At 71.3% G+C, this 19,456-nt stretch carries 19 protein-coding genes; 12 read left to right on the top strand and 7 right to left on the bottom strand.

The window, feature by feature from the left end; all coding sequences use genetic code 11:
• Positions 1-66 precede the first annotated feature (66 nt).
• Positions 67-963 carry a phosphotransferase family protein gene (locus CXH06_RS06970; RefSeq protein ID WP_157975643.1) on the top strand — a complete coding sequence of 299 codons (897 nt, stop codon included), beginning with the start codon at positions 67-69 and terminating at the stop codon, positions 961-963.
• A gap of 22 nt (positions 964-985) precedes the next feature.
• On the opposite strand, the gene CXH06_RS06965 is transcribed toward CXH06_RS06970, so the two are convergent.
• On the bottom strand, positions 986-2,068 hold the full coding sequence (locus CXH06_RS06965) for a 3-deoxy-7-phosphoheptulonate synthase (protein ID WP_114854431.1): 1,083 nt from the start codon (positions 2,066-2,068) through the stop codon (positions 986-988).
• A 277-nt stretch (positions 2,069-2,345) separates the two neighbouring features.
• On the opposite strand from CXH06_RS06965, the gene CXH06_RS06960 reads away from it, so the two are divergent.
• From CXH06_RS06960 to CXH06_RS06950, 3 genes are all read left to right on the top strand, one after another.
• Positions 2,346-4,289, top strand: a complete 1,944-nt coding sequence (locus tag CXH06_RS06960; protein ID WP_114854430.1) for an aconitate hydratase — start codon at positions 2,346-2,348, stop codon at positions 4,287-4,289.
• 108 nt (positions 4,290-4,397) lie between these two features.
• The gene (locus CXH06_RS06955) at positions 4,398-4,625 is read left to right on the top strand and encodes a CsbD family protein (protein ID WP_114854429.1); all 228 of its coding nucleotides are present in this window, start codon (positions 4,398-4,400) and stop codon (positions 4,623-4,625) included.
• 57 nt (positions 4,626-4,682) lie between these two features.
• Entirely contained in the window at positions 4,683-5,315 is a 633-nt protein-coding gene (locus tag CXH06_RS06950) for a dihydrofolate reductase family protein (RefSeq protein WP_232820241.1), read from the top strand.
• Between the two features lie 12 nt (positions 5,316-5,327).
• Here CXH06_RS06950 and CXH06_RS06945 read toward each other — a convergent pair whose 3' ends face one another.
• Complete coding sequence (locus tag CXH06_RS06945) at positions 5,328-6,581, bottom strand: ROK family transcriptional regulator (protein ID WP_114854427.1); 1,254 nt, start codon at positions 6,579-6,581, stop codon at positions 5,328-5,330.
• A 101-nt stretch (positions 6,582-6,682) separates the two neighbouring features.
• On the opposite strand from CXH06_RS06945, the gene CXH06_RS06940 reads away from it, so the two are divergent.
• Genes CXH06_RS06940 through CXH06_RS06925 form a run of 4 tightly spaced genes read left to right on the top strand, consistent with a single transcriptional unit; the run spans position 6,683 to position 11,073 of the window.
• Positions 6,683-7,933 (top strand): ABC transporter substrate-binding protein, encoded by a 1,251-nt coding sequence (locus CXH06_RS06940; RefSeq protein WP_114854426.1) that lies wholly within the window; start codon positions 6,683-6,685, stop codon positions 7,931-7,933.
• 4 nt (positions 7,934-7,937) lie between these two features.
• The gene (locus CXH06_RS06935; protein ID WP_114854425.1) at positions 7,938-8,867 is read left to right on the top strand and encodes a carbohydrate ABC transporter permease; all 930 of its coding nucleotides are present in this window, start codon (positions 7,938-7,940) and stop codon (positions 8,865-8,867) included.
• Positions 8,864-9,757: a carbohydrate ABC transporter permease gene (locus CXH06_RS06930; protein WP_114854424.1), complete on the top strand. Its 894-nt coding sequence runs from the start codon at positions 8,864-8,866 to the stop codon at positions 9,755-9,757. Before CXH06_RS06935 ends, CXH06_RS06930 begins: the two co-directional genes overlap by 4 nt.
• 2 nt (positions 9,758-9,759) lie before the next feature.
• Positions 9,760-11,073: a sulfatase-like hydrolase/transferase gene (locus CXH06_RS06925; protein ID WP_114854423.1), complete on the top strand. Its 1,314-nt coding sequence runs from the start codon at positions 9,760-9,762 to the stop codon at positions 11,071-11,073.
• A gap of 25 nt (positions 11,074-11,098) precedes the next feature.
• Here CXH06_RS06925 and CXH06_RS06920 read toward each other — a convergent pair whose 3' ends face one another.
• Together CXH06_RS06920 and CXH06_RS06915 are read right to left on the bottom strand one after the other, a co-directional pair.
• Complete coding sequence (locus CXH06_RS06920; protein ID WP_114854422.1) at positions 11,099-12,043, bottom strand: hypothetical protein; 945 nt, start codon at positions 12,041-12,043, stop codon at positions 11,099-11,101.
• A 109-nt stretch (positions 12,044-12,152) separates the two neighbouring features.
• On the bottom strand, positions 12,153-12,854 hold the full coding sequence (locus CXH06_RS06915) for a GNAT family N-acetyltransferase (protein WP_114854421.1): 702 nt from the start codon (positions 12,852-12,854) through the stop codon (positions 12,153-12,155).
• Positions 12,855-12,964: 110 nt separating this feature from the next.
• On the opposite strand from CXH06_RS06915, the gene CXH06_RS06910 reads away from it, so the two are divergent.
• Positions 12,965-14,359, top strand: a complete 1,395-nt coding sequence (locus CXH06_RS06910) for an ABC transporter substrate-binding protein (RefSeq protein WP_114854420.1) — start codon at positions 12,965-12,967, stop codon at positions 14,357-14,359.
• Between the two features lie 97 nt (positions 14,360-14,456).
• Here CXH06_RS06910 and thpD read toward each other — a convergent pair whose 3' ends face one another.
• The 3 genes from thpD to CXH06_RS18425 form a co-directional block, all read right to left on the bottom strand.
• Complete coding sequence (gene thpD, locus CXH06_RS06905; protein WP_232820240.1) at positions 14,457-15,338, bottom strand: ectoine hydroxylase; 882 nt, start codon at positions 15,336-15,338, stop codon at positions 14,457-14,459.
• Between the two features lie 170 nt (positions 15,339-15,508).
• Positions 15,509-16,507, bottom strand: a complete 999-nt coding sequence (locus tag CXH06_RS06900; RefSeq protein WP_198684034.1) for a manganese transporter NRAMP — start codon at positions 16,505-16,507, stop codon at positions 15,509-15,511.
• A gap of 8 nt (positions 16,508-16,515) precedes the next feature.
• Positions 16,516-16,932: an Nramp family divalent metal transporter gene (locus tag CXH06_RS18425; RefSeq protein WP_198684033.1), complete on the bottom strand. Its 417-nt coding sequence runs from the start codon at positions 16,930-16,932 to the stop codon at positions 16,516-16,518.
• A 201-nt stretch (positions 16,933-17,133) separates the two neighbouring features.
• Between CXH06_RS18425 and CXH06_RS06895 the strand changes: the two genes are divergently transcribed.
• From CXH06_RS06895 to CXH06_RS06885, 3 genes are all read left to right on the top strand, one after another.
• Complete coding sequence (locus tag CXH06_RS06895) at positions 17,134-17,685, top strand: HAD family hydrolase (protein WP_114854418.1); 552 nt, start codon at positions 17,134-17,136, stop codon at positions 17,683-17,685.
• A gap of 70 nt (positions 17,686-17,755) precedes the next feature.
• Positions 17,756-18,547: an SDR family oxidoreductase gene (locus tag CXH06_RS06890; protein ID WP_114854417.1), complete on the top strand. Its 792-nt coding sequence runs from the start codon at positions 17,756-17,758 to the stop codon at positions 18,545-18,547.
• A gap of 138 nt (positions 18,548-18,685) precedes the next feature.
• Positions 18,686-19,435 (top strand): GntR family transcriptional regulator, encoded by a 750-nt coding sequence (locus tag CXH06_RS06885; protein WP_198684032.1) that lies wholly within the window; start codon positions 18,686-18,688, stop codon positions 19,433-19,435.
• The last annotated feature ends 21 nt before the right edge of the window (positions 19,436-19,456 follow it).

Below are 19,456 nucleotides of genomic sequence, written 5' to 3'. Positions count from 1 at the left end.
GCTCGCGGAGGTATTCCCGCAGAGAATCCGGTGGAGCGCTCCCCTCCTCTCTGGCAGGCTCGGCGAATGCTCCGTGATCGCCGTCCCGGCCCGCCTCTCGACCCCATGCTGCGTGACTGGCTCCGGCCGGAGGTGGGCGAGGTGTCCCTGGTGCGGGAGTTGGTCGGAGGCCTGAGCGCGAGGATGCTGCACCTGCGGCGGGCCGACGGCCGCGGCGACGTGGTCGTGCGGCGCTGGCCCGGGGACGCCGAGCATGATCCCGCGGCGGTGCGGCGCGAAGCGGCCGGGCTCGAGGCCCTGGCCGGCACGGGGCTGCCGATCCCCCGGCTCATCGCCGCGGACCCCGACGGCACGGCCTCCGGACGGCCCTGCACCGTCACCACCTTTCTCGACGGCGCACCGGACCTGGCGCCGGCCGATCTCCGCCGCTGGGTGCAGCACCTCGCGGCGATGCTGGCGCGGATCCACGCGGTGCCGTCGCCGTCGCTCGACCCCCTCCCTCTGTGGGGACCGGACGAGACGCCGTGGCTGGACCGCGGCGGCGACCCCGGTCTCGCCCGGGCCGCCCACGACCTCGCCGCCCGCCCCACCGACCCGGACCGCCGGGTCCTCGGCCACGGCGACTACCAGCACTTCAACGTCCTGTGGCAGGGCGGGCGGATCTCGGCGGTGGTGGACTGGCCGAACGTCGGCCTCGCGGACCGGGGCGTCGACGTGGGGCACTGCCGGCTGAACCTCGCTGTGCTCCACTCCGCCGAGGCCGCCATGTGGTTCCTCGAGGACTACGAGGAGAGCGCCGGGACGGCGGTGGACCCGGCCTGCGACATCCAGCGTCTGCTGTGCTTCGGCGAGGACTGGCCGGAGTTCATCCCGCTCCAGGTGGCCGGCCGCGCCCCGGTGGACGGCCCGGGCATGGCCGGCCGGGTGCGGGAGACGATCGAACGCACCCTGGCGCGCCTCTGAGGTCCGCCCCCCGCCCCGCCGCTCACCGGCGCCGGCGCCGCACCCCGTCGGCCAGGCCGCGCAGCACGCCCTCGGTGACCTCCCAGCCCATGCACGCGTCGGTCACCGACTGCCCCCGCACCAGCCCGGCGGGTCCGGCGGCGACGTCGAGCCGCTGCGCCCCCGCCACCAGGTGGGACTCGAGCATCACCCCGGCGATGGCGGCGCCGTCCACGGCGACCTGATCGGCGAGCATGGTGGCGACCTCGGCCTGGCGGCGGTGGTCCTTGCCGCTGTTGCCATGACTCGCATCGATGATCAGCCGCGGCGCCCGCCCCCGGTCGGCGAGCTGCCGGGCCGCCTCCCGGACAGGTGCGGGGCCCCAGTTCGCGCCCTCCGCCCCGCCGCGCAGGATGAGGGAGAGGTCCGGGTTGCCCGCGGTGGTCACCAGGCTCGCGCGGCCGTCGGCCCCGATCCCGAGGAAGGACTGCGGCGCGGCCGCGGAGGCCATCGCGTCCAGCGCCACGCGGACGCCGCCGTCGGTGCCGTTCTTGACGCCGATCGGCAGCGGCAGACCGGAGGCGAGCTGCCGGTGGATCTGGCTCTCCGCGGTGCGGGCGCCGATCGCGCCCCAGCTGACGAGGTCCGCGATGTACTGCGGGCTGATCGGCTCGAGGAACTCGGTCGCGCAGGGCAGGCCCAGCGCCGTGACCTCCCGCAGGACGGTGCGCGCGGTGCGCAGGCCGGTGGCGATGTCGTGGCTGCCGTCCAGGTGCGGGTCGTTGATCAGACCCTTCCAGCCCACGGTGGTGCGCGGCTTCTCGAGGTAGGTGCGCATCACGATCAGCAGATCCTCCCCCAGCTCGGCGCGCGCCGCCCCGAGCAGGCGGGCGTAGTCCAGCGCGGCGTCGGGGTCGTGGATCGAGCAGGGGCCGACGATCACCAGCAGGCGGTCGTCCGCGCCGCGCAGCACCGCGCGGATCTCGTCGCGATGTCGGGCGATCTGCGCGGCGTGGTGGGCCGGCAGCGGCTGCTCGGCGAGGAGATCGGCCGGGGCGGGCAGCGGGGTGCAGCCCGCGACGGGATGATCGGGGGCGGGCGCGGGGGAGGTGTCGAGAACTGTCATGGGTCCTTCCTCGGGGTGAGGCGGACCCGATGCAGAGCCCGCCGGGAATGGCGAAGGGCAGAGCTTCTGCTCTGCCCTGGCGGCTCTGAAGGGGTGGTGACGCTACGGCATCGCCGGCCCCTCCAGGGCCGGGCGCGCATAGGTAAACCAGCGGTGCGTCATGCCGGGAGCGTACCCGATCCGGCGGCACCCTGGGCAGCGCCGCTCATCCGCCCTATGGTGGAGGCAGGTCCGCGCTCGGACCGGAGGCGGGCCGCGATCCCAGGAGGGCAGGCCCATGCCGTACACCGTCGCCCAGAAGCTCATCGCCGCGCATCTCGTCGAGGGGGACCTCTCGCCCGGCTCCGAGGTGGGCCTGCGAGTGGACCAGACCCTCACCCAGGACGCCACCGGCACGCTGGTCATGCTGGAGCTGGAGGCGATGGGACTGGATCGCGTCCGGACCGAGCTGTCGGTGCAGTACGTGGACCACAACCTGCTGCAGACCGACGCGAAGAACCCCGAGGACCACCTGTTCCTGCGCTCGGCCGCGCAGCGCTACGGGTTGTGGTTCTCCCCGGCCGGCAACGGGGTCTCCCACCCCGTGCACCAGGCGCACTTCGGCCGGCCCGGCGCCACGCTGATCGGCTCGGACTCCCACACCTGCGCGGCCGGGGCGCTGGGCATGCTCGCGATCGGGGTGGGCGGCCTCGAGGTGGCGATGGCCATGGCCGGGCAGCCGCTGTACGTGGACCTCCCGGAGATCTGGGGCGTGGAGCTGACCGGGACCCTCCCCGACTGGGTCTCCGCCAAGGACGTGGTGCTCGAGATGCTGCGTCGGCACGGGGTCAGCGGCGGCGCCGGGCGCATCATCGAGTACCACGGCCCGGGCCTCGACCAGCTCAGCGCCATGGACCGGCACGTCATCGCGAACATGGGTGCGGAGCTGGGGGCCACGGCCAGCGTGTTCCCGGCCGACGACGCGGTGCGCGAGTACCTCGAAGCCGTCGGCCGCGGTGCGGAGTTCGAACGCTGGGAGGCCGACGAGGGCGCCCGCTACGACCACACCGAGCGGATCGAGCTGTCCGCGCTCGAACCGCTGATCGCCCGCCCCTCCTCCCCCGGGAACGTGGTGCCCGTGGCGGAGGTCGAGGACGAGGAGGTCTTCCAGGTGGTGGTCGGCTCCTCCGCGAACCCCGGGCTGCGGGACGCCGCCGTCGTCGCCGAGATCCTCGACGGCCGGCAGGTCGCCGAGCAGGTGTCCCTCGACATCAACCCCACTTCCCGGGAGGTGCTCGGGGACCTCATCGCCGGCGGCTGGCTGTCCGCGCTGGTGGCCGCCGGGGCGCGGGTCCACCAGTCCGGCTGCATGGGCTGCATCGGCATGGGGCAGGCCCCGGCCCGCGGCCGCAACTCGCTGCGCACCATGCCGCGGAACTTCCCCGGACGCTCCGGCACGGAGGAGGACGCGGTGTGGCTGTGCTCGCCGGAGACCGCGGCGGCCGCGGCGCTGACCGGACGGATCACCGATCCGCGCACCCTCGAGGACAGCCATCAGCTGGTGTTCCCTCGACCCACGATGCCGGAGACCTTCACGGTCATCGATGCGATGCTCACCGCGCCGCTGCCGCCGGCGCAGGCGCGCGAGGTCGAGCTCGTCAAGGGCCCCAACATCTCCTCGCTGCCCGAGCTCACGCCGATCGAGGACCACCTCGAGGTGCCCGCGGTGCTGATGATGGGCGATGACGTCTCGACCGACGAGATCCTGCCGGCCGGCTCCCGGGTGCTGCCCTACCGCAGCAACATCCCGAGGATCGCCGAGTTCGCCTTCGAGCGGATCGATCCGGAGTACCCGGCGCGGGCCGCTGCGGCCACGGCCGGGCACGTGGTGATCGCCGGGCGGAACTACGGGCAGGGCTCCTCGCGGGAGCACGCGGTGCTGGCCCCGCGCTCACTGGGCCTCACGGCGGTGATCGCGGTGTCCTTCGCGCGGATCCACTGGCAGAACCTCGCCAACTTCGGGGTGCTCGCCCTCGAGGTCGACGATCCCGCCGACCTCGAGCACGTCACGGCCGGGGACACGGTGGAGCTCGACGGGATCCATGCGGCGCTGCGCGCGGGGCGGGGGCTCACCGCCCGGATCGGTGGGCGCGAGGTGGCCCTGCACCATCGGCTCTCCCCGCGGCAGGTGGAGATGGTCCTGGCCGGCGGGCGGATCCCGCTCGCGGCCCGGGAGGCATGAGTCCGGTCCCCGACCGTGCGGTCCACCTCTGGAGAGCAGGGGGCGGGGTTCCTAGACTCGGAGGACAGCGCCACGTCCCGTGGTCGCCCGGCATCGAGGAGGCCTGTGATGAGCACCGAGGAGAAGTTCGAGAACACGAAGGACAAGATGGGCGGTCAGGCCAAGGAGGGCCTGGGCAAGCTCACCGGTGACAAGGAGACCGAGACGGAGGGCAAGGCCGATCAGGCCAAGGCCGGCGCCAAGGAGAAGCTCCAGGACGCCCGCGACACCGTCAAGGGCGCGGCCGGCAGCCTGCTGGGCGACGAGGACAAGGACTCGACCACCCCGGATCGCTGATCCCGAGGGGGTGACAGCCGCGCTGGGGTGACGAAGGATGGGCCGACGACCCAGCGCGTGCGCATCCAGAGCTTCACCGTCTCCCGCGACGGCATCGGCGCCGGCGAGGAGCAGACGCTCGAGCGCCCCTTCGGCCACGTCGACCCCGGCGTGCTGATGCGATGGGCGTTCACGACCGCCCACTTCCCCGGCCGGCAGGAGCCGGGCGGCAGCCGGGGCATCGAGGACTACCTGACCCGCGACTTCGCCCAGGGCATCGGCGCCGAGATCATGGGCCGTCACAAGTTCGGCCCGCAGCGCGGCCCGTGGACCGACGACGGCTGGATCGGCTGGTGGGGTCCGGAGCCGCCCTTCCACACCCCCGTCTTCGTGCTCACCCACCATGAGCGGCCCCCGCTCGTGGTGGGAGAGACCACCTTCCACTTCGTCGACGCCTCCCCGGCCGAGGCGCTCGAGCAGGCGAAGGCGGCGGCCGGTGGCCAGGACGTGCGCATCGGCGGCGGCGTCACCACCGTGCGGGAGTTCCTCGCGGCCGATCTCATCGACGAGATGCACGTGGCGATCGCGCCGGTCGAGTACGGGACGGGCCTGCGCCTGTGGGAGGGGCCCGAGGAGCTCACCGACCGCTTCACGCTCGAGCGGATCACCGCGCCGAGCGGGGTCGAGCACTGCTTCTTCTGGCGGGAGTGAGGGGTATACCGCTCACCGCAGGTACAGCTGGCTCTGGGCATCGAAGACGGTCTCGCCCATGACGAGCGCCGCGGCACCGATCGCCGCGACGGGCCCTCCGACGGCGGTGCCGCGGACCTCGATGCCGTGGATGGCGCGACCGATGTATGCCTCATTGAGCAGCGCGGGGAGGACGCGGAGCATCGTGGGTTCGAGAGCGGGCCACTGCGGCCCGCCGAGGACGATGGCCTCGAGATCCAGGAGGTTCGCGAGCTGCACGGCGACGCGTGCATACCCGGCGGCCGCGTGGTCGAGGACCTGCGCGGCGGAGGACTGCGGATCAGAGTCCGCCATGCGCGCGAGGTCCCGCAGCGCCGCCTCGACACGGTGCGCATCGGTGACGTCCACGGGATCGAGCGCGCCGGCCGCGATGCCGGAGGAGACGATGACCGCCGGGGCGGCCGAGACGTCGACACAGCCCCGTCCCCCGCACGAGCAGCGCGGGCCGTCGGGGTCAGCGCTGAGGTGCGCGATGTTCCCGATGTTCGCGCCGCCGCCGCGGATCACCTCGCCGTTCCGCACGATGCCTGCGGCGACCCCGCTGCCCAGGTAGAGGAACGCGAAGTTCTCCTCGCAGCGCGGAGCGCTCCACGTCTCCCCGACGGCCGCCGCCGTGTTGTCCTTGTCCACCAGGATCGGGGTCCCCCACCGGGACTCCAGGGCCTCCCGCAGCGGCACCAGGTCCCAGCCCGGCAGGAGCGGCGGCCCGACCACAGAGCCGTGCGCGCCGTCGATCGGCCCAGGTGAGGCCACCCCGATCCCCACCACGCGGTCTATGCTCAGCCCGTGCTCGCTCAGCAGCATGCTCACGCCGTCGTCGATGGCGGCCAGGATCGTCTCCGGCTCGGGCGGGTTCGGGATCTCCATCGTGCACTCGGCCCGGAGGACGCCGGCGAGATCGAGGACAGCGAGGGTCAGACGCGCGGGATCGATGTGGACCCCCACCGCGTACCGACCGGCCGGCTCCACCTCGTAGACGATCCGCGGTGCACCCCGGCCGGACTGTCGTCTGCCCGCCTCGCGGATCAGCTCGGCGTCCAGCAGCCGATGGCAGATGTTCGACATCGTCTGCATCGTCAAGCCCGTGCGCTGCACGAGATCGCTCCTGCTCAGACCGGGGTTGCGCCGAATCAGATCGAGGACGAGGACCTGGTTGTAGCCGGCCACCCGCGGAAGGTTCGTGCCGCGTCGGCCTGCGACCGGAGCGTCTGCTGGTGCTCGTCTCATCTGCCCGATGCTACGGCGGCAGAGACCTCCGGAACGTCATTGACTATGTCAAATTGATCATGTCTACTGGCGCGCAGTGATTCTCGAGGAAGAGGGTGCCGATGAGACGTCGAACCGTGCTGGCCGCCGGACTGCTGGCCGCTCCCTTGGCGGCGTGCAGCGGTGGCGACACCGAGGGCGATCGGGTGTTCCGCCAGTTCGATCCCGCGGACCAGGCCGCCGGTCTCCTCGACGCCGTCGAGCTGTGGAACGAGGAGCACCCCGACTACCGGGTCTCGATGGAGACGCTCTCGCCGAACAACCCCCAGCAGTTCGCCCGAGAGGCGAATGCGGGATCCGGACCCGACATCGCACAGCTCGCCTTCACCGACGTCTCCTTCATGGCCGAACCGCGGATCCTCACCCCGCTGGACGCCGTGATGGAGGCGTCCCCGGCGGAGGGCGCCGACGAGCTCCTCGCCACCGACATGACCACCTACGAAGGATCGATGTGGGCGGTCCCCTGGACCGCCGACACGATGGCCCTCGTCTACCGTCCCGACGTGCTCGAACGGATCGGTGTCACGGAGACGCCCAGAGATTGGGAGGACCTGGCCGAGATCGCCGCGAAACTCACGCGCGACGCCGGCGGCAGGGTCCACGGCTTCCTGTTCCCTGCCGGAGCGCAGTTCTCCAGCGCGCAGTGGTTCCCGATCAACTACCACCTCTGGGCGCACGGGTCGCAGCTGATCGAGTCCGAGGGCGGCATCTGGCGCCCGGGCGTCGAGACCGGTCAGCTCGTCGAGACGATCGAGTACTTCGACGCCTTCTTCACCGACGGCATCACACCGACCTCGATGCAGGCGGTCACCGACTACGGGGATCCCAGCATCGTCGGTGCCCTGGGAGACGGATCATGCGGGATGACCTTCATGCCTCCGGCCGCCTTCCGGGCAGCACAGTCGGCGGTCGACGCCGAGCTCCTCACCGCCCCCATGCCCGCGGGGCTCGAGGACGGGACCACGCACCTGGGAGGACGTGCGCTCGGGATCAACGCGAACTGCGCGGAGCCTGAGGCCGCCTGGGAATTCGTGAAGCACCTCCTGGGGCCGGAAACGTTCGAGACCTATCCGCAGTACCCGGCCTCCTCCTCGACGATCGAGCAGATCGAGGTGGACCCGAGCGAGCAGGGCTTCGTCGAGCAGCTGCCCCATGCCGCCTCCTTCGCACGGTACGCCGACGCGCCGATGACGATCGCCTCGCTGCAGGAGCTCGTGAACCAACAGTTCTCCGCGGTGTACTCGGGACAGTCCAGCCCGGAGCAGGCGGCTGGACGGATCATCGCCACGCTCGAGGACGAATTGGAGGAGTGATCTCATGACCACCGCACCGTCCCGCGCCGTCTCCGCACAGCGGATGCGCAGGCTCCAGCCGTACCTCCTCAGCGCTCCCGCCCTGGCGGTCATCGCGCTCCTGTTCCTCGCCCCGTCGATCTACAACGTGATCCTCGCCCTCCAGAGCCTCTCGCCGTACCAGGCGCCCGGCGACGGCGAATGGGTGGGACTCGAGAACTTCACCGCCCTGTGGGGGGATCCCGAGTTCGGCCGCGCCGCGTTCAACACGGTGTTCTGGCTGACGGGCATGACCGTCGTGCTGAGGATCCTGGCCGGGATCGGCCTGGCCCTCGCCCTGGAATCTCCGGTCCTCCGCCGGTGGAAGCTCCGCGGGTTCTCCCGCACCGTGATCCTCCTGCCGTGGATGGTGCCCCAGGTGGTCGCCATCGCCGCCTGGCGATGGATCCTCGACGGCGACTCCGGCATCCTCAACCAGGTGCTCAGCGCGCTCGGCCTGACCGACGGCGGAGTCCCCTTCCTCGCCCTGACCAGCACCGTGTGGTGGTCGATCGTCGCGATCATCGTCTGGAGGGAGCTGCCCTTCGTCGTCATGGTGATGGTCGCAGGCCTGCAGTCGATCCCCTCGGAGCAGTACGAGGCCGCCGCCGTGGACGGGGCCGGGCGCTGGGGACTCTTCCGCAGCGTCACCCTCCCCGGCCTGCGCCCGGTGCTCACGATCGTCGTGCTGGTGACGGTGATCCAGACCTTCAACAACTTCGTCTACGTCTGGCTCACCACCGGCGGCGGACCCGGGAACTACACCGCGGTGCTGGCCACGGAGCTGTACAACGCGGCCTTCTTCGACAACGAGCTGGGGGCGGGCGCCGCCATCGGCCTGGTGATGACGGCGATCATGGCCGTCTTCGCCGTGATCTACCTGCGCATGACGTCCGCCCGAGAGGAGTCGCGATGACCGGGGCACCGCAGACCGCACCGAGCGCTCCCACCGCACGACGGGTGCGCCGGTCCCCCGATGCCCGGCGCGTGCGGGACCTGCTCTTCCTGGTCCCTTTCGGCATCATCCTCATCGTCATCATGTTCCCCGTGCTGTGGATGCTCTACAGCTCCCTCCGCCCCGTCCAGGAGATCTCGCAGGGCGTCACCTGGGACACGCTCCTGGCCGATCTGAGCCTCGACTCCTACACGCGGCTCTTCGAGGCCACGAACTTCGGCCGGTATCTGATGAACAGCCTGCTGGTGTGCGCCGTGGGGACCGTGCTCACCGTGTGCGTGGCGATGCTCGCGGGATTCGCCCTGTCCCGCTTCTCCTTCCGCGCCCGGCCCGCGGTCATGCTGGTGCTCGTGGCCACGCAGCTGCTGCCTTTCGTCGTCCTCATCACGCCGGTCTACCTGGTGTTCGCGGAACTGCGGCTCCTCAACTCCTTCGCCGGACTGATCATCGTCTACGTCGCGATGACCACACCGCTGTCGGTGCTGCTCATGACGGGATTCCTGAACTCCGTCCCGACCACGCTGGACGAAGCGGCACGGATCGACGGTGCGACAACGCTGACCGTCATCGCCCGGGTGATCGCCCCGCTGGTGTGGCCCGGGGTGGTCACCGTCTCCGTCACGGCCTTCATCGCGATGTGGGACGAGTTCCTCTTCGCCCAGGTGTTCCTCACGAGCGAGTCGGTCAAGACGGTGCAGGTGGGCATCGCCGGCCTGTTCGGCGAGTACGGCACCGACTGGGGCGTGGTGATGGCGGCCTCCGTCCTCGCCGCCCTGCCCACCATCATCCTGTTCTCGCTGCTGCAGCGCCGACTCGTCGCCGGCATGACCGCCGGCGCCGTCAAGGAGTGACCATGACCGACCCCCAGCACCCGACCACCCCGAACATCGTGGTGCTCTACGCCGATGACCTGGGATGGGGGGACCTGGGCTGCTTCGGCGCCGAGGACATCCCGACCCCGCACCTGGACGGCCTGTGCGCCCGCGGCGTGAAGCTCTCCCGGTGGTACGTGAACTCGCCCGTCTGCTCGCCCTCGCGGGCGTCGCTGCTGACGGGGAAGTATCCGGGTCATGCCGGGGTGGAATCGATCCTCGGCGGCCGGCGCACCACCCCGGGGCTCCCGCAGCAGCCCACCCTCGCCTCCCGGCTGGGTGAGCGCGGCTACGCGACCGGGCTGTTCGGGAAGTGGCACCTGGGTGTGGACCCCGACTACGCGCCCGGCCGCTTCGGCTTCGACGAGGTGTTCGGGATCCGAGCAGGCTGCGTTGACTACTACTCGCACATCTTCTACTGGGGCGGGCACAATCCCGTGCACGACCTCTGGGAGGGGGACGAGGAGGTCTGGCTCAACGGCGAGTACCTCACCACGGTGATCGGCCGGCGGGCCGCGCAGTTCATCGACGACCACGCCCCCGGCGGACCGTTCCTCTGCTATGTGCCCTTCAACGCCCCGCACTATCCGATGCACGCCCCGGCGGAGCACATGGAGCGCGTCGCCCACCTGCCCCCGGGCCGCCGCGAGATGGCCGCCATGGTCGCCGCGATGGACGACGCCGTGGGCGAGATCCTGCAGGCCCTGGACCGCACCGGGGTCCGCGAGGACACCGTGGTGGTGTTCTCCTCGGACAACGGGCCCTCGCGGGAGAGCCGCAACTGGCTGGACGGTGAGGAGATCTCCTACACGGGCGGCTCCGCGGGCGGCCTGCGCGGGGCGAAGGGCTCCGTGCTCGAGGGCGGCATCCGGGTCCCGAGCATCCTCTCCTGGCCCGCGCAGCTGCCCGAAGGCTCCACCTTCGAGGAGCCCGGGATGATGATGGATCTGCTGCCCACGCTGCTGCACGCGGCCGATGGCTCGCCGCCGGACCTGCCGGAGGTTGACGGCGTCTCGCTGCTGGAGGCGCTGCGCGGCGCGGAGGACCCGCCCGAACGGTCCCTGATGTGGACCTACGAGGGCCAGTGGGCGGTGCGGCGCGGACGCCACAAGCTGGTGGTCGCTGCGCGCGAGGGCATGGATCCGCCGGCCTCCGTGGCCCGCGCGGTGTTCGACCTGGAGGAGGATCCCGGCGAGGAGAGCGACGTCTCCGCCGCGGTTCCGGAGGTCACGGCCGCCCTCGAGGAGGAGCTCGCGGCCTGGCGGCGGCGTCACGCCGGGTGGGTCTCCGCGTGAGCTCGCGGGGCCGTGGCCACGCCCCTCACTCGCCGGTGGTGTCGCCGCCGTCCTCGGCGCCGCCGCCGGTGGAGCCCACCCCGCTCGAGCCGGAGTCGCCGGTGCCGTCCCCGGCGGGAGCCTGGTCCTGACGAGCCGGCTCCGGCGCCTCGGTGGGCTCGTCCGCGCCCTGGTCCTCGGTGGTGGTGCCGTCCTGTCCGCCGCCTTCGCGCTGATCGGTGGTCGAGGAGTCCTGCTCCTCGGAGCTCGGATCGGTGCCCTGCTGCTGGTCGGTGTCCGCGGGTTCCGAGGTGTCGTCCTGGGTGGTGCCGTCCTCCGTCGCACCGGAGTCCTCGCGCGGGGAGACGTTCTCGGTGCCGGTCACCGAGCGCTGGATCTGCCCGGTGCCGGGCGAGAGCTCGGTGCCGGTCACGCGCTGGATGCCGAACACCGCCAGGGTGCCGAGGAGGCCGATCACGGCGGCCATGAGCAGGATCTTGAGGATCCGGCGGCGACGCGCCCGCGCCGCGAGGTCGTCCTCCGCCCCGTCGTGGAACGCGAGGGCCGCCAGGCCCTCGTCCTCCTGCGGCGCCGCGGCCGCACGGGCTGTGCGCGAGGTCGATCGGGGCGAGGAGGCCGACGGAGAGGAGCTGCGTGCCGGGAGGCGCTGCGCCTTCGCCGCCACCGTCTTCAGGGTCTTCTTGCTGCGGTTCACGGAGTCCGTGTACAGCGCGAGCGCGGTCGCGGAGACGATCGAGGTGATGAACGCTCCGATCACGGTGCCGGCCGCACCCAGCTGACCGCCGATCACCGAGGCGGTGGCCGCGGCCGCACCGCTGACCGCGAGAGCGGTGGGCGAGAGCTTCTTGAGCTGGAGGTCCTCGCCTCCCTGGCCGTCCTGCGCGGACTCCTCCGGGCCGTCGCCTCCACCACCGGTGGGACCCTGCGACCCGGCGGACGAGCGGGAGGAGTGCTGCACAGAGGAGACCATGACCCTCATCATCGTGGCCGGCCCGACGACGCGCCAGGACCGTGCTCACAGTCGGCGACAATTAGACCTTCATCACTCTGACCAGGAGTTTCACAGGCAATGGTGCACGTCACCGCAGGTCGAGATCCACGGTGACCTGCTCGCCGAGCGGAACGGCGCCGAGGGTCGTCCCGAGCCGCCGGGAGGCCGCGTTCCCGACGCCGCTGCGCCACTGAGGGACGAGCCCCGAGGCCAGCGACCGGGCGATCGCGGCGGAGGCCGCGGCCGCTCCGAGGCCGGTGCCGCGACGCTGCGGTGCCACGGCCACGCCGAGGTGCGCGATCGCGCCGTCCCAGGTCTCGCACCCGGCGGCCGCCGCGGGCGCCCCCGTCGGCCCCGATGCGACCCACCAGCGCTCCATCTCCCGCAGACCGGACTCCGCGCGCTCGTCCTCGCTGAGCGTGGCGAGCACCTCCTCGAGGTCGCCGCGCGAGGCGCTGCGGACGGACGCCGGGGCGGTGACCTTTCCTTGGTCCACGAATGCCAGGTGCGCCGCGCCGAACAGCCGCGGCCCACGGCCCTCGAGGGCCAACATCACAGCGGCCGGGTCCAGGAGCCTCGGCCCGGGGAGGTCGCGCAGGGCGCCGAGCGCGCTCTCCGGTCCGCCCAGGACGATCGCGCCGCCGAGGCGGACGACGCTCACCGCGTCCGCCCCGTCCCACACCACCGGCACCACGCCGTCGGCCTCGAAGGAGTGCGCCGGTGCGCCCAGACGCCGCGCCCACACGCGATGGATCGTGCGGAGCGTCCCGGGAGCGAGGGCGGGGGTCATCGAGGGAGCCTATGCCGAGGCGGTCGACGATGGACAGCGCTATCCGCCGCACCTATGCTCACGGTGCCCCTGGCATCTCCTGAGGTCGACGACGCTCGAAGGACTATCCCATGCACACCTCCTCCCTCCCCCGCACCGCGCATGTTCTGCACCCCTCGGCATTCCACCGTCCAGGCTGTGTCGCGGCGACCCTGGGCACGACCGGCTTCGGTGCCCGGCGACCCGGACGCCGCGACACCACCCGCCGGACACTGCTCGCCGGCTCCCTCGCCTCCTCGATGATGCTCGCCGCCTGCGGCCCGTCGGCCCGGGACGACGAGACCTCCACGGCCGTGAGCTTCATGTTCTGGGGGCCGGCCTTCTACCAGGAGTTCACGGCGGAGATGGTCGAGGCCTTCACCGACAAGCAGCCCGAGGTCGAGGTCTCTCTGCAGCCCTCGGAGTGGGACGGCTACTGGGACAAGCTCGCCACTCAGGTCGCCGGCGGCACCCCGCCGGATGTCATCAACATGGACGGCAAGTACATCGCGGAGTACTCCGGACGCGGGGTGCTCGCGGACCTCGAGACGCTCGAGGGGCTGGACCTCTCGGGCCTGGACGCCGCGGATCTCGACGCCGGCCGGGTGGACGGCGTGCTGACGGGACTGTCCACCGGGTCCAACGCCTGGGTGGTGGTCGCGAATCCGGAGCTGTTCGAGCAGGCCGGCGTGGAGCTGCCCGACGACACGACCTGGACCTGGGAGGACTTCCACGACATCGCCCGGCGCATCAGCGACTCCGGCGTCGCCACCGGCGTCACCGGTGGCGCGAGCTACGCGGACCTCACCATCTTCCTGCGCCAGAAGGGCGAGGATCTGTGGGGCCCCGAGGGGATGGGCTGCACGCCCGAGGCGCTGGCCGAGTGGTTCCAGTTCTACCTGGACCTGCAGGAGTCCGGGGCGACCCTCCCGGCCGACGCCACCGTCGAGGACGTGTCGGTGACTCTCGAGCAGCAGGCCTTCTCCACCGCGCGCTCTGCGATGAGCTGGACCTGGACCAATCAGCTGCAGTCCGTGCGCGACGCCGTGGGGTCGCAGGATGTGGTGATGCTGCGCCCGCCCTCGCTCACCGGGAGCGCGAGCGAGAACGGCCTGTTCAAGAAGGCGACCATGTACTGGTCCATCGCGGCGCAGTCACAGCACCCCGAGCGGGCCGCGCAGCTCGTGGACTTCCTGGTGAACGCCCCTGAGGCGCAGGCGATCCAGCTGCTGAACCGCGGAGTCCCCTCGAGCCCCGCAGCGATCGAGGCGATGGGCGATGCCCTGACCGCCACGGACCAGGACGTCGTGGACTTCCTCGACGCGGTGACCCCGGAGCTCGCGGGACCCCCGGCCGTGCAGCCGATGGGCACGGCAGATGCGCAGAGCACCTTCACCCGTCTGCTCACCGACGTCCTCTTCGGGACCACGACGCCCGCCGAGGCGGCCACAGCGACGATCGCCGAGGTCGACGGAATGGTGGGCTGACCGCGACCGCCCCTGCCCTCCGCCACCTCGACACCGGCGGGCATGAGAGCGGGGACGGACGATCCGGTCGTCCGTCCCCGCTCTCAGCGCGGCGAGGTCAGCTCAGCGGCTGCACCTCACGGTGGGCGATATGGTCCGGACGCGGCGAGGACGCCGCGAACGGATCCTGCAGGGCGTTCTCGACGCTGTTGAACACCAGGAAGATGTTCGAGCGCGGGAAGGGCGTGATGTTGTTGCCCGAGCCGTGCATGATGTTCGCGTCGAACCAGAGGGCGGAGCCCGCCGGGCCGGTGAACTGGTCGATGCCATGGCGATGGGCCATCTCGGCGATGACCTCCTCGGAGGGCACCCCGACCTTCTGCTCCTTCAGCGAGGACCGGTGGTTGTCCTCGGGCGTCTCGCCCACGCTCGGCACGAAGGTGCGATGCGAGCCGGGCATCACCATGAGCCCGCCGTTGTACGGGAAGTTGGGCGTCAGCGCGATCGAGCAGCTCACCGAGCGCGGCGCCGGCATGCCGTCCTCCGCGTGCCAGGTCTCGAAATCGGAGTGCCAGTAGAACCCGCTGCCGCGGAAGCCGGGCATGGAGTTGATGCGGGTCTGGTGCAGGTACACGTCCGATCCCAGCAGCTGGCGCGCCCGGTCCAGCAGGCGCGGGTCGCGGGAGAGCTGATCGATCAGTTCGCTGATCCGATGGACCGCGAAGATCGAGCGGATCTCGCCCGATCCGCGCTCGGTGATCACTCGTTCGTCGCCGCGCAGCGAGGCATCGCCGGTGAGCCGCTGCAGCTCGGCCTGATAGGTGGCCAGCTCCTCGGGTGCGAGGACGTCGCGCAGGATGGTGAAGCCGCGCTCGGCGTGGTCGTGCAGGGCCTCGGCGTCGAAGGGGCCGTCCTCGGCGCTCCCCCACACCGTCGGGTGCTCGCGGGCGAAGGGCTCCGTCGCCTCCGCCAGTCGCGTGCGGTAGAGATCGTCAGTCATGGTCGCCGTGGTCATGGTGTCCTTTCCTCGATCGGTCTCATTCAGCAGGCATGCCCGCTGCCGCGGCACGGCCGGGGACATGCCGGCGCCGGGCACGGACCCGGCACCGTCTGCGACCGTACCCGCCACGGCAATAGGGCTCCACCGGGTGCGTGGCGGGGCCGACGCCCTCAGCCGATCACCGTCGTCACCGCCGAGTAAATGCCCAGCGCGATGATCGCGAGTGCGCTGACCACCAGCGCGACATGCAGGAAGCGGCCTCCCCGCAGCGCGGGCTCGATCCGTCCGCGCAGGTAGAGCGCGGAGACCGCCACCGCAGCGAGGAAGATCCCGCCGGCGATGCCTCCCACCATGATCATCAGCAGGGGCTCGTTGATCCACAGGAAGGTCAGCAGCCACATGAGGGGCAGGAAGACGATGAAGACGCGCATCCAGAAGGTGCGCCGGCGACCGTCGGACCAGTCGTAGACACCGACGATCGAGAGCGCGTTGGCCCATGACCTCGACCACGAGGGGATCGCCGCCCAGATCGTCGAGCCGAGCGCCGCGATGGCGCCGAGAAGGAACACGATCCTGCCCGTCTCGCCGAACACTCCGGAGAAGGTCTCGGACAGGGTCAGGATCATCTCGTTGCCCTCGGGGAACAGTCCCTGCGGGTGCAGCACCGCGGCGCCGAGGACGAAGAATGCCGCGGTCGAGACGGTGTAGATGACCCAGGAGACGATCGCGTCCTTCTGCATCACGGCGATCCAGCCGCGGGCGCGCCGACGGTACGCCTCGGTCCCGTCGTTCGGGCCGGACCAGCGGGCGTAGCCCTTCTCCAGGCACCAGTAGGTGTAGGCCGTGATCTCCTCGGAGGCCACCCCGGTCAGGCCGAACATCGTCAGCGCGATGCCGAGTGCTCCCAGCGGCAGCTGGAAGTTGAGTCCGGAGGCGAGGTCCGCCCCGGAGTAGGCGAAGTCGGTGAACGGCAAGGCGATCACGACCAGCACGGTGACCACGACGAACGACATCGTCAGAACGGTCGCAACGTTCTCGATCAGCCCGTACCGGTTCGAGATGAGCGTCGCGATGGCGATCGCAGTGACGATGACGGCCCAGATCGTCACGGCCGTCGGCGAGAGCGGCCCGGAGCCCAGCGGGAACAGGATCGACAGCGCGGCGGCCATGCCGCCGATCAGACCGCCGGTCTGGACCAGCCGCTCAGCGCCATGAGCGCCCACAGGAGGAAGACCCAGCTGATCCGCCCCACCCGGGGCGGGACACGGTTGTACCCTTCCATCGCCCCCTCGCCGGTGATGATCGCGTACCGGGCCATCTCCACCTGCACGGCCACCTTGACCAAGGTCGAGACGACGACGAGCCACAGCAGGACGAAGCCCGCCCGGGCCCCGAGGGAGGTGGCGGTGACGAGTTCGCCGGCCCCGACGACGGAGGCGGAGACGATCAGGCCCGGGCCGAAGTACTTCACCGAGGCTCTCCAGCCGACGGGCGGGTCCTTCACCGCCGTGGGATCCAGGGCATAGGGGTCGCCGGAGACGAAGCGCTCCGGTGACGGGGCCTCGGGCTGAGGAGGGGAAGGGGGCGTGGTCAACGGTGACTCCTGGTGCGGTGGGACGGACGGCACCGATGCGGTCGTGTCGGCAGCAGCCTGGCAGGCCCTCGCACCAATGCCACGGCAGGGTACTCCGTGACGTCCGGGTCGCGTCGCTCCGAGGCGTCCCACCCCGAGGGTTGCGCAGGCGCTACCCTCGCCACGCGACCCATCGGCCCCACTCCATCGAACAGGACCCCCGTGACCCCTCGACACCTCCTCGTCCTGCTCGACTGCGGGGACACCCTCATCGACGAGAGCACCCAGGTCTTCGCCGAGGACGGCACGGTGCTGGAGGCGGAGATGATCCCCGGCGCGCTCGCGATGCTCCACGACCTCGACGAGGCCGGGTTCCGCCTGGCGCTGGTCGCCGACGGTCGCACCGCCTCCTTCCGCAATCTCCTGGCGCAGCACGGGATCCTCGACCTCTTCGAGACGCTGACCTGCTCGGACAACGTCCGCCACGAGAAGCCCAGTCCGCGCATGTTCAAGGCCGCGCTGGGCTCGCTGGACTTGGGGACCGAGGACGCCGCCCGCTGCGTGATGGTGGGCAACAACCTCGCCCGCGACATCGCCGGCGCCCGGGCGCTGGGGATCACGGGCGTCCACCTGGCCTGGACACCCCGCTACCCGCGCGAGCCCGCCACCGAGCGCGAGCGGCCGGATCACACGATCATGGCACCCGGGGAGCTGCTCCCGCTGCTCGAGCGGCTGGACGTTCTCCTCCGCGAGGCCGAGGAGCGCACCGCATGAGCCGGCCCGCCCGCCGGCGGACGGAGTAGGTTCGCTGTGCACCGATTCGTCCCACCGAAGGAGACCCAGCATGTCCCGCACCGTCGTCGTCACCGGAGCAGCATCGGGCATCGGACGAGCCACTGCCGAGCAGCTCGAGGCGGCCGGTGACACCGTGCTCCGCGTCGACCTGCGTGAGGGGGATGTGACCGGTGACCTCGGTGATCCGGAGTCAGTGGACCGCGTGGCCGCGGAGATCGCGGAGCGCACCGGAGGCGTCCTCGACGGCCTCGTCGCCAACGCCGGTGTCTCCGTGCCCGGCGAGCTGTCGGTGAAGATCAACTACCTCGGCACCGTCCGCCTCGTCGAGGCGCTGCGTCCCCTGCTCGCCGCGGCCGGGAGCCCGCGGGTGAGCATCACCAGCTCCGCCGCGACGCTGCAGGCCAGCGACCCGGAGCTGGTGGATCTGCTCCTCGCCGGAGAGGCGGAGGCTGCGATCGCGCGCGGCGCCGCCCTCGCGGCGCAGGGTCCGGCGACCGGCTACGCCAACTACTCGAGCTCCAAGCGCGCGATCTCGCGGTGGGTCCGCCGTGTTGCGCCGACGCCCGAGTACGCCGGCGCGGGCATCGGCATCAATGCCGTGGGACCCGGTCAGGTGCGCACGGGGATGACCGAGGATCTTCTCGCCTCCGAGGCCGGCCGGCAGCAGGCCGCCGACGCCATGCCCACCCCCTACAACGGCATCGCCGACGCCGAGCACATCGCGGCCGTCCACGTCTTCCTGGTCTCCGCCGCGAACGCCCGCATGACCGGTCAGGTGCTCTTCGCCGACGGCGGCTTCGACGCGCTCCGGCGCGGGGACGACATCTGGCAGTCGGTCTGACCTCGCCCGCCGCGGGCCGGGGAGGCGGGCGCACAGCCGGTCCGGGACATGCCCCACTCCGCTCGGGGCGGCACTCTCGTGCCCGCGCCAACTAGACTCCTCCGCAGTTCCCCACCCCATCGGCAGGAGGATGCGCCCATGGCGACATCGAAACTCCTGGCCGGGATGACGGCCCCGCCTGCTCTGTCCACGATGATCGCCGATCGCCTGCGCGAGATGATCACCTCCGGAGAGCTGGCTCCCGGTGAGCGGCTCAAGGAGGTCGAGCTCGCGGAATCGATGTCCGTCAGCAGAGGGCCCGTGCGGGAGGCGATCCTCCTGCTGGTCCGCGAAGGGCTCGTCGAGTCGCAGCGCCACCGTGGCGCGCGGGTGATCACACTGAGCTCCGAGGACATCGAGGAGATCTACTCGATGAGGCTCGCCCTCGAGCGGCTGGCCATGGAGCGCTGTGCCGAGCGTATGAATGACGGCGTGCTCGCGCAGCTGGATGCGGTGATCGCCCAGATGCGCTCCATTCCGCTGGACCCGGTGGCGGGCGAGCGGACCGACAACGAGCACGTGCGCCTGGACCTCGAGTTCCATGATCTGGTCTACGCCGCCGCCGACCACTCCCGGCTGCAGAGAACGTGGAACATGCTGCGGAGCCAGGTCTCGATCTTCCTCAACGCGCGCACCGATCGGCTCGAGTTCCGCTCGAGACTGCCGGAGGAGCACCAGGAGATGCGCGACGTGCTCGCGACAGGAGATCCGCAGGCCGCGGTGCTCTCGATCGAAAAGCACATCGGGTGGACGCTCCGGCAGATCCGCAAGATGCGAGCAGCCGAGAAGGACCCCACGGAGACCGGTCCGCTCTCCGGCCCCGGGCCCGAGGGGAAGAACGGACTCTGAGCAGGAGCGCGATCGCGGATC

This window comes from Brachybacterium sp. YJGR34 (assembly GCF_003347015.1).
In the GTDB taxonomy this organism is placed as follows: domain Bacteria; phylum Actinomycetota; class Actinomycetes; order Actinomycetales; family Dermabacteraceae; genus Brachybacterium.
The sequence above is the reverse complement of the archived record's forward strand: the minus strand, read 5'-3'. Positions and strand labels throughout refer to the sequence as shown.

Coding starts and splice junctions, on each gene's coding strand:
- CXH06_RS06920 (WP_114854422.1), bottom strand. CDS start 12,043: ATGGTCTCCTCTGTGCAGCACTCCTCCCGCTCGTCCGCCGGGTCGCAG.
- CXH06_RS06915 (WP_114854421.1), bottom strand. CDS start 12,854: ATGACCCCCGCCCTCGCTCCCGGGACGCTCCGCACGATCCATCGCGTG.
- CXH06_RS06945 (WP_114854427.1), bottom strand. CDS start 6,581: ATGAGACGAGCACCAGCAGACGCTCCGGTCGCAGGCCGACGCGGCACG.
- CXH06_RS06955 (WP_114854429.1), top strand. CDS start 4,398: ATGAGCACCGAGGAGAAGTTCGAGAACACGAAGGACAAGATGGGCGGT.
- CXH06_RS06885 (WP_198684032.1), top strand. CDS start 18,686: ATGGCGACATCGAAACTCCTGGCCGGGATGACGGCCCCGCCTGCTCTG.
- CXH06_RS06960 (WP_114854430.1), top strand. CDS start 2,346: ATGCCGTACACCGTCGCCCAGAAGCTCATCGCCGCGCATCTCGTCGAG.
- CXH06_RS06930 (WP_114854424.1), top strand. CDS start 8,864: ATGACCGGGGCACCGCAGACCGCACCGAGCGCTCCCACCGCACGACGG.
- CXH06_RS06890 (WP_114854417.1), top strand. CDS start 17,756: ATGTCCCGCACCGTCGTCGTCACCGGAGCAGCATCGGGCATCGGACGA.
- CXH06_RS06925 (WP_114854423.1), top strand. CDS start 9,760: ATGACCGACCCCCAGCACCCGACCACCCCGAACATCGTGGTGCTCTAC.
- CXH06_RS06935 (WP_114854425.1), top strand. CDS start 7,938: ATGACCACCGCACCGTCCCGCGCCGTCTCCGCACAGCGGATGCGCAGG.
- CXH06_RS06910 (WP_114854420.1), top strand. CDS start 12,965: ATGCACACCTCCTCCCTCCCCCGCACCGCGCATGTTCTGCACCCCTCG.
- thpD (WP_232820240.1), bottom strand. CDS start 15,338: ATGACTGACGATCTCTACCGCACGCGACTGGCGGAGGCGACGGAGCCC.
- CXH06_RS06900 (WP_198684034.1), bottom strand. CDS start 16,507: ATGGCCGCCGCGCTGTCGATCCTGTTCCCGCTGGGCTCCGGGCCGCTC.
- CXH06_RS06970 (WP_157975643.1), top strand. CDS start 67: ATGCTCCGTGATCGCCGTCCCGGCCCGCCTCTCGACCCCATGCTGCGT.
- CXH06_RS06940 (WP_114854426.1), top strand. CDS start 6,683: ATGAGACGTCGAACCGTGCTGGCCGCCGGACTGCTGGCCGCTCCCTTG.
- CXH06_RS06965 (WP_114854431.1), bottom strand. CDS start 2,068: ATGACAGTTCTCGACACCTCCCCCGCGCCCGCCCCCGATCATCCCGTC.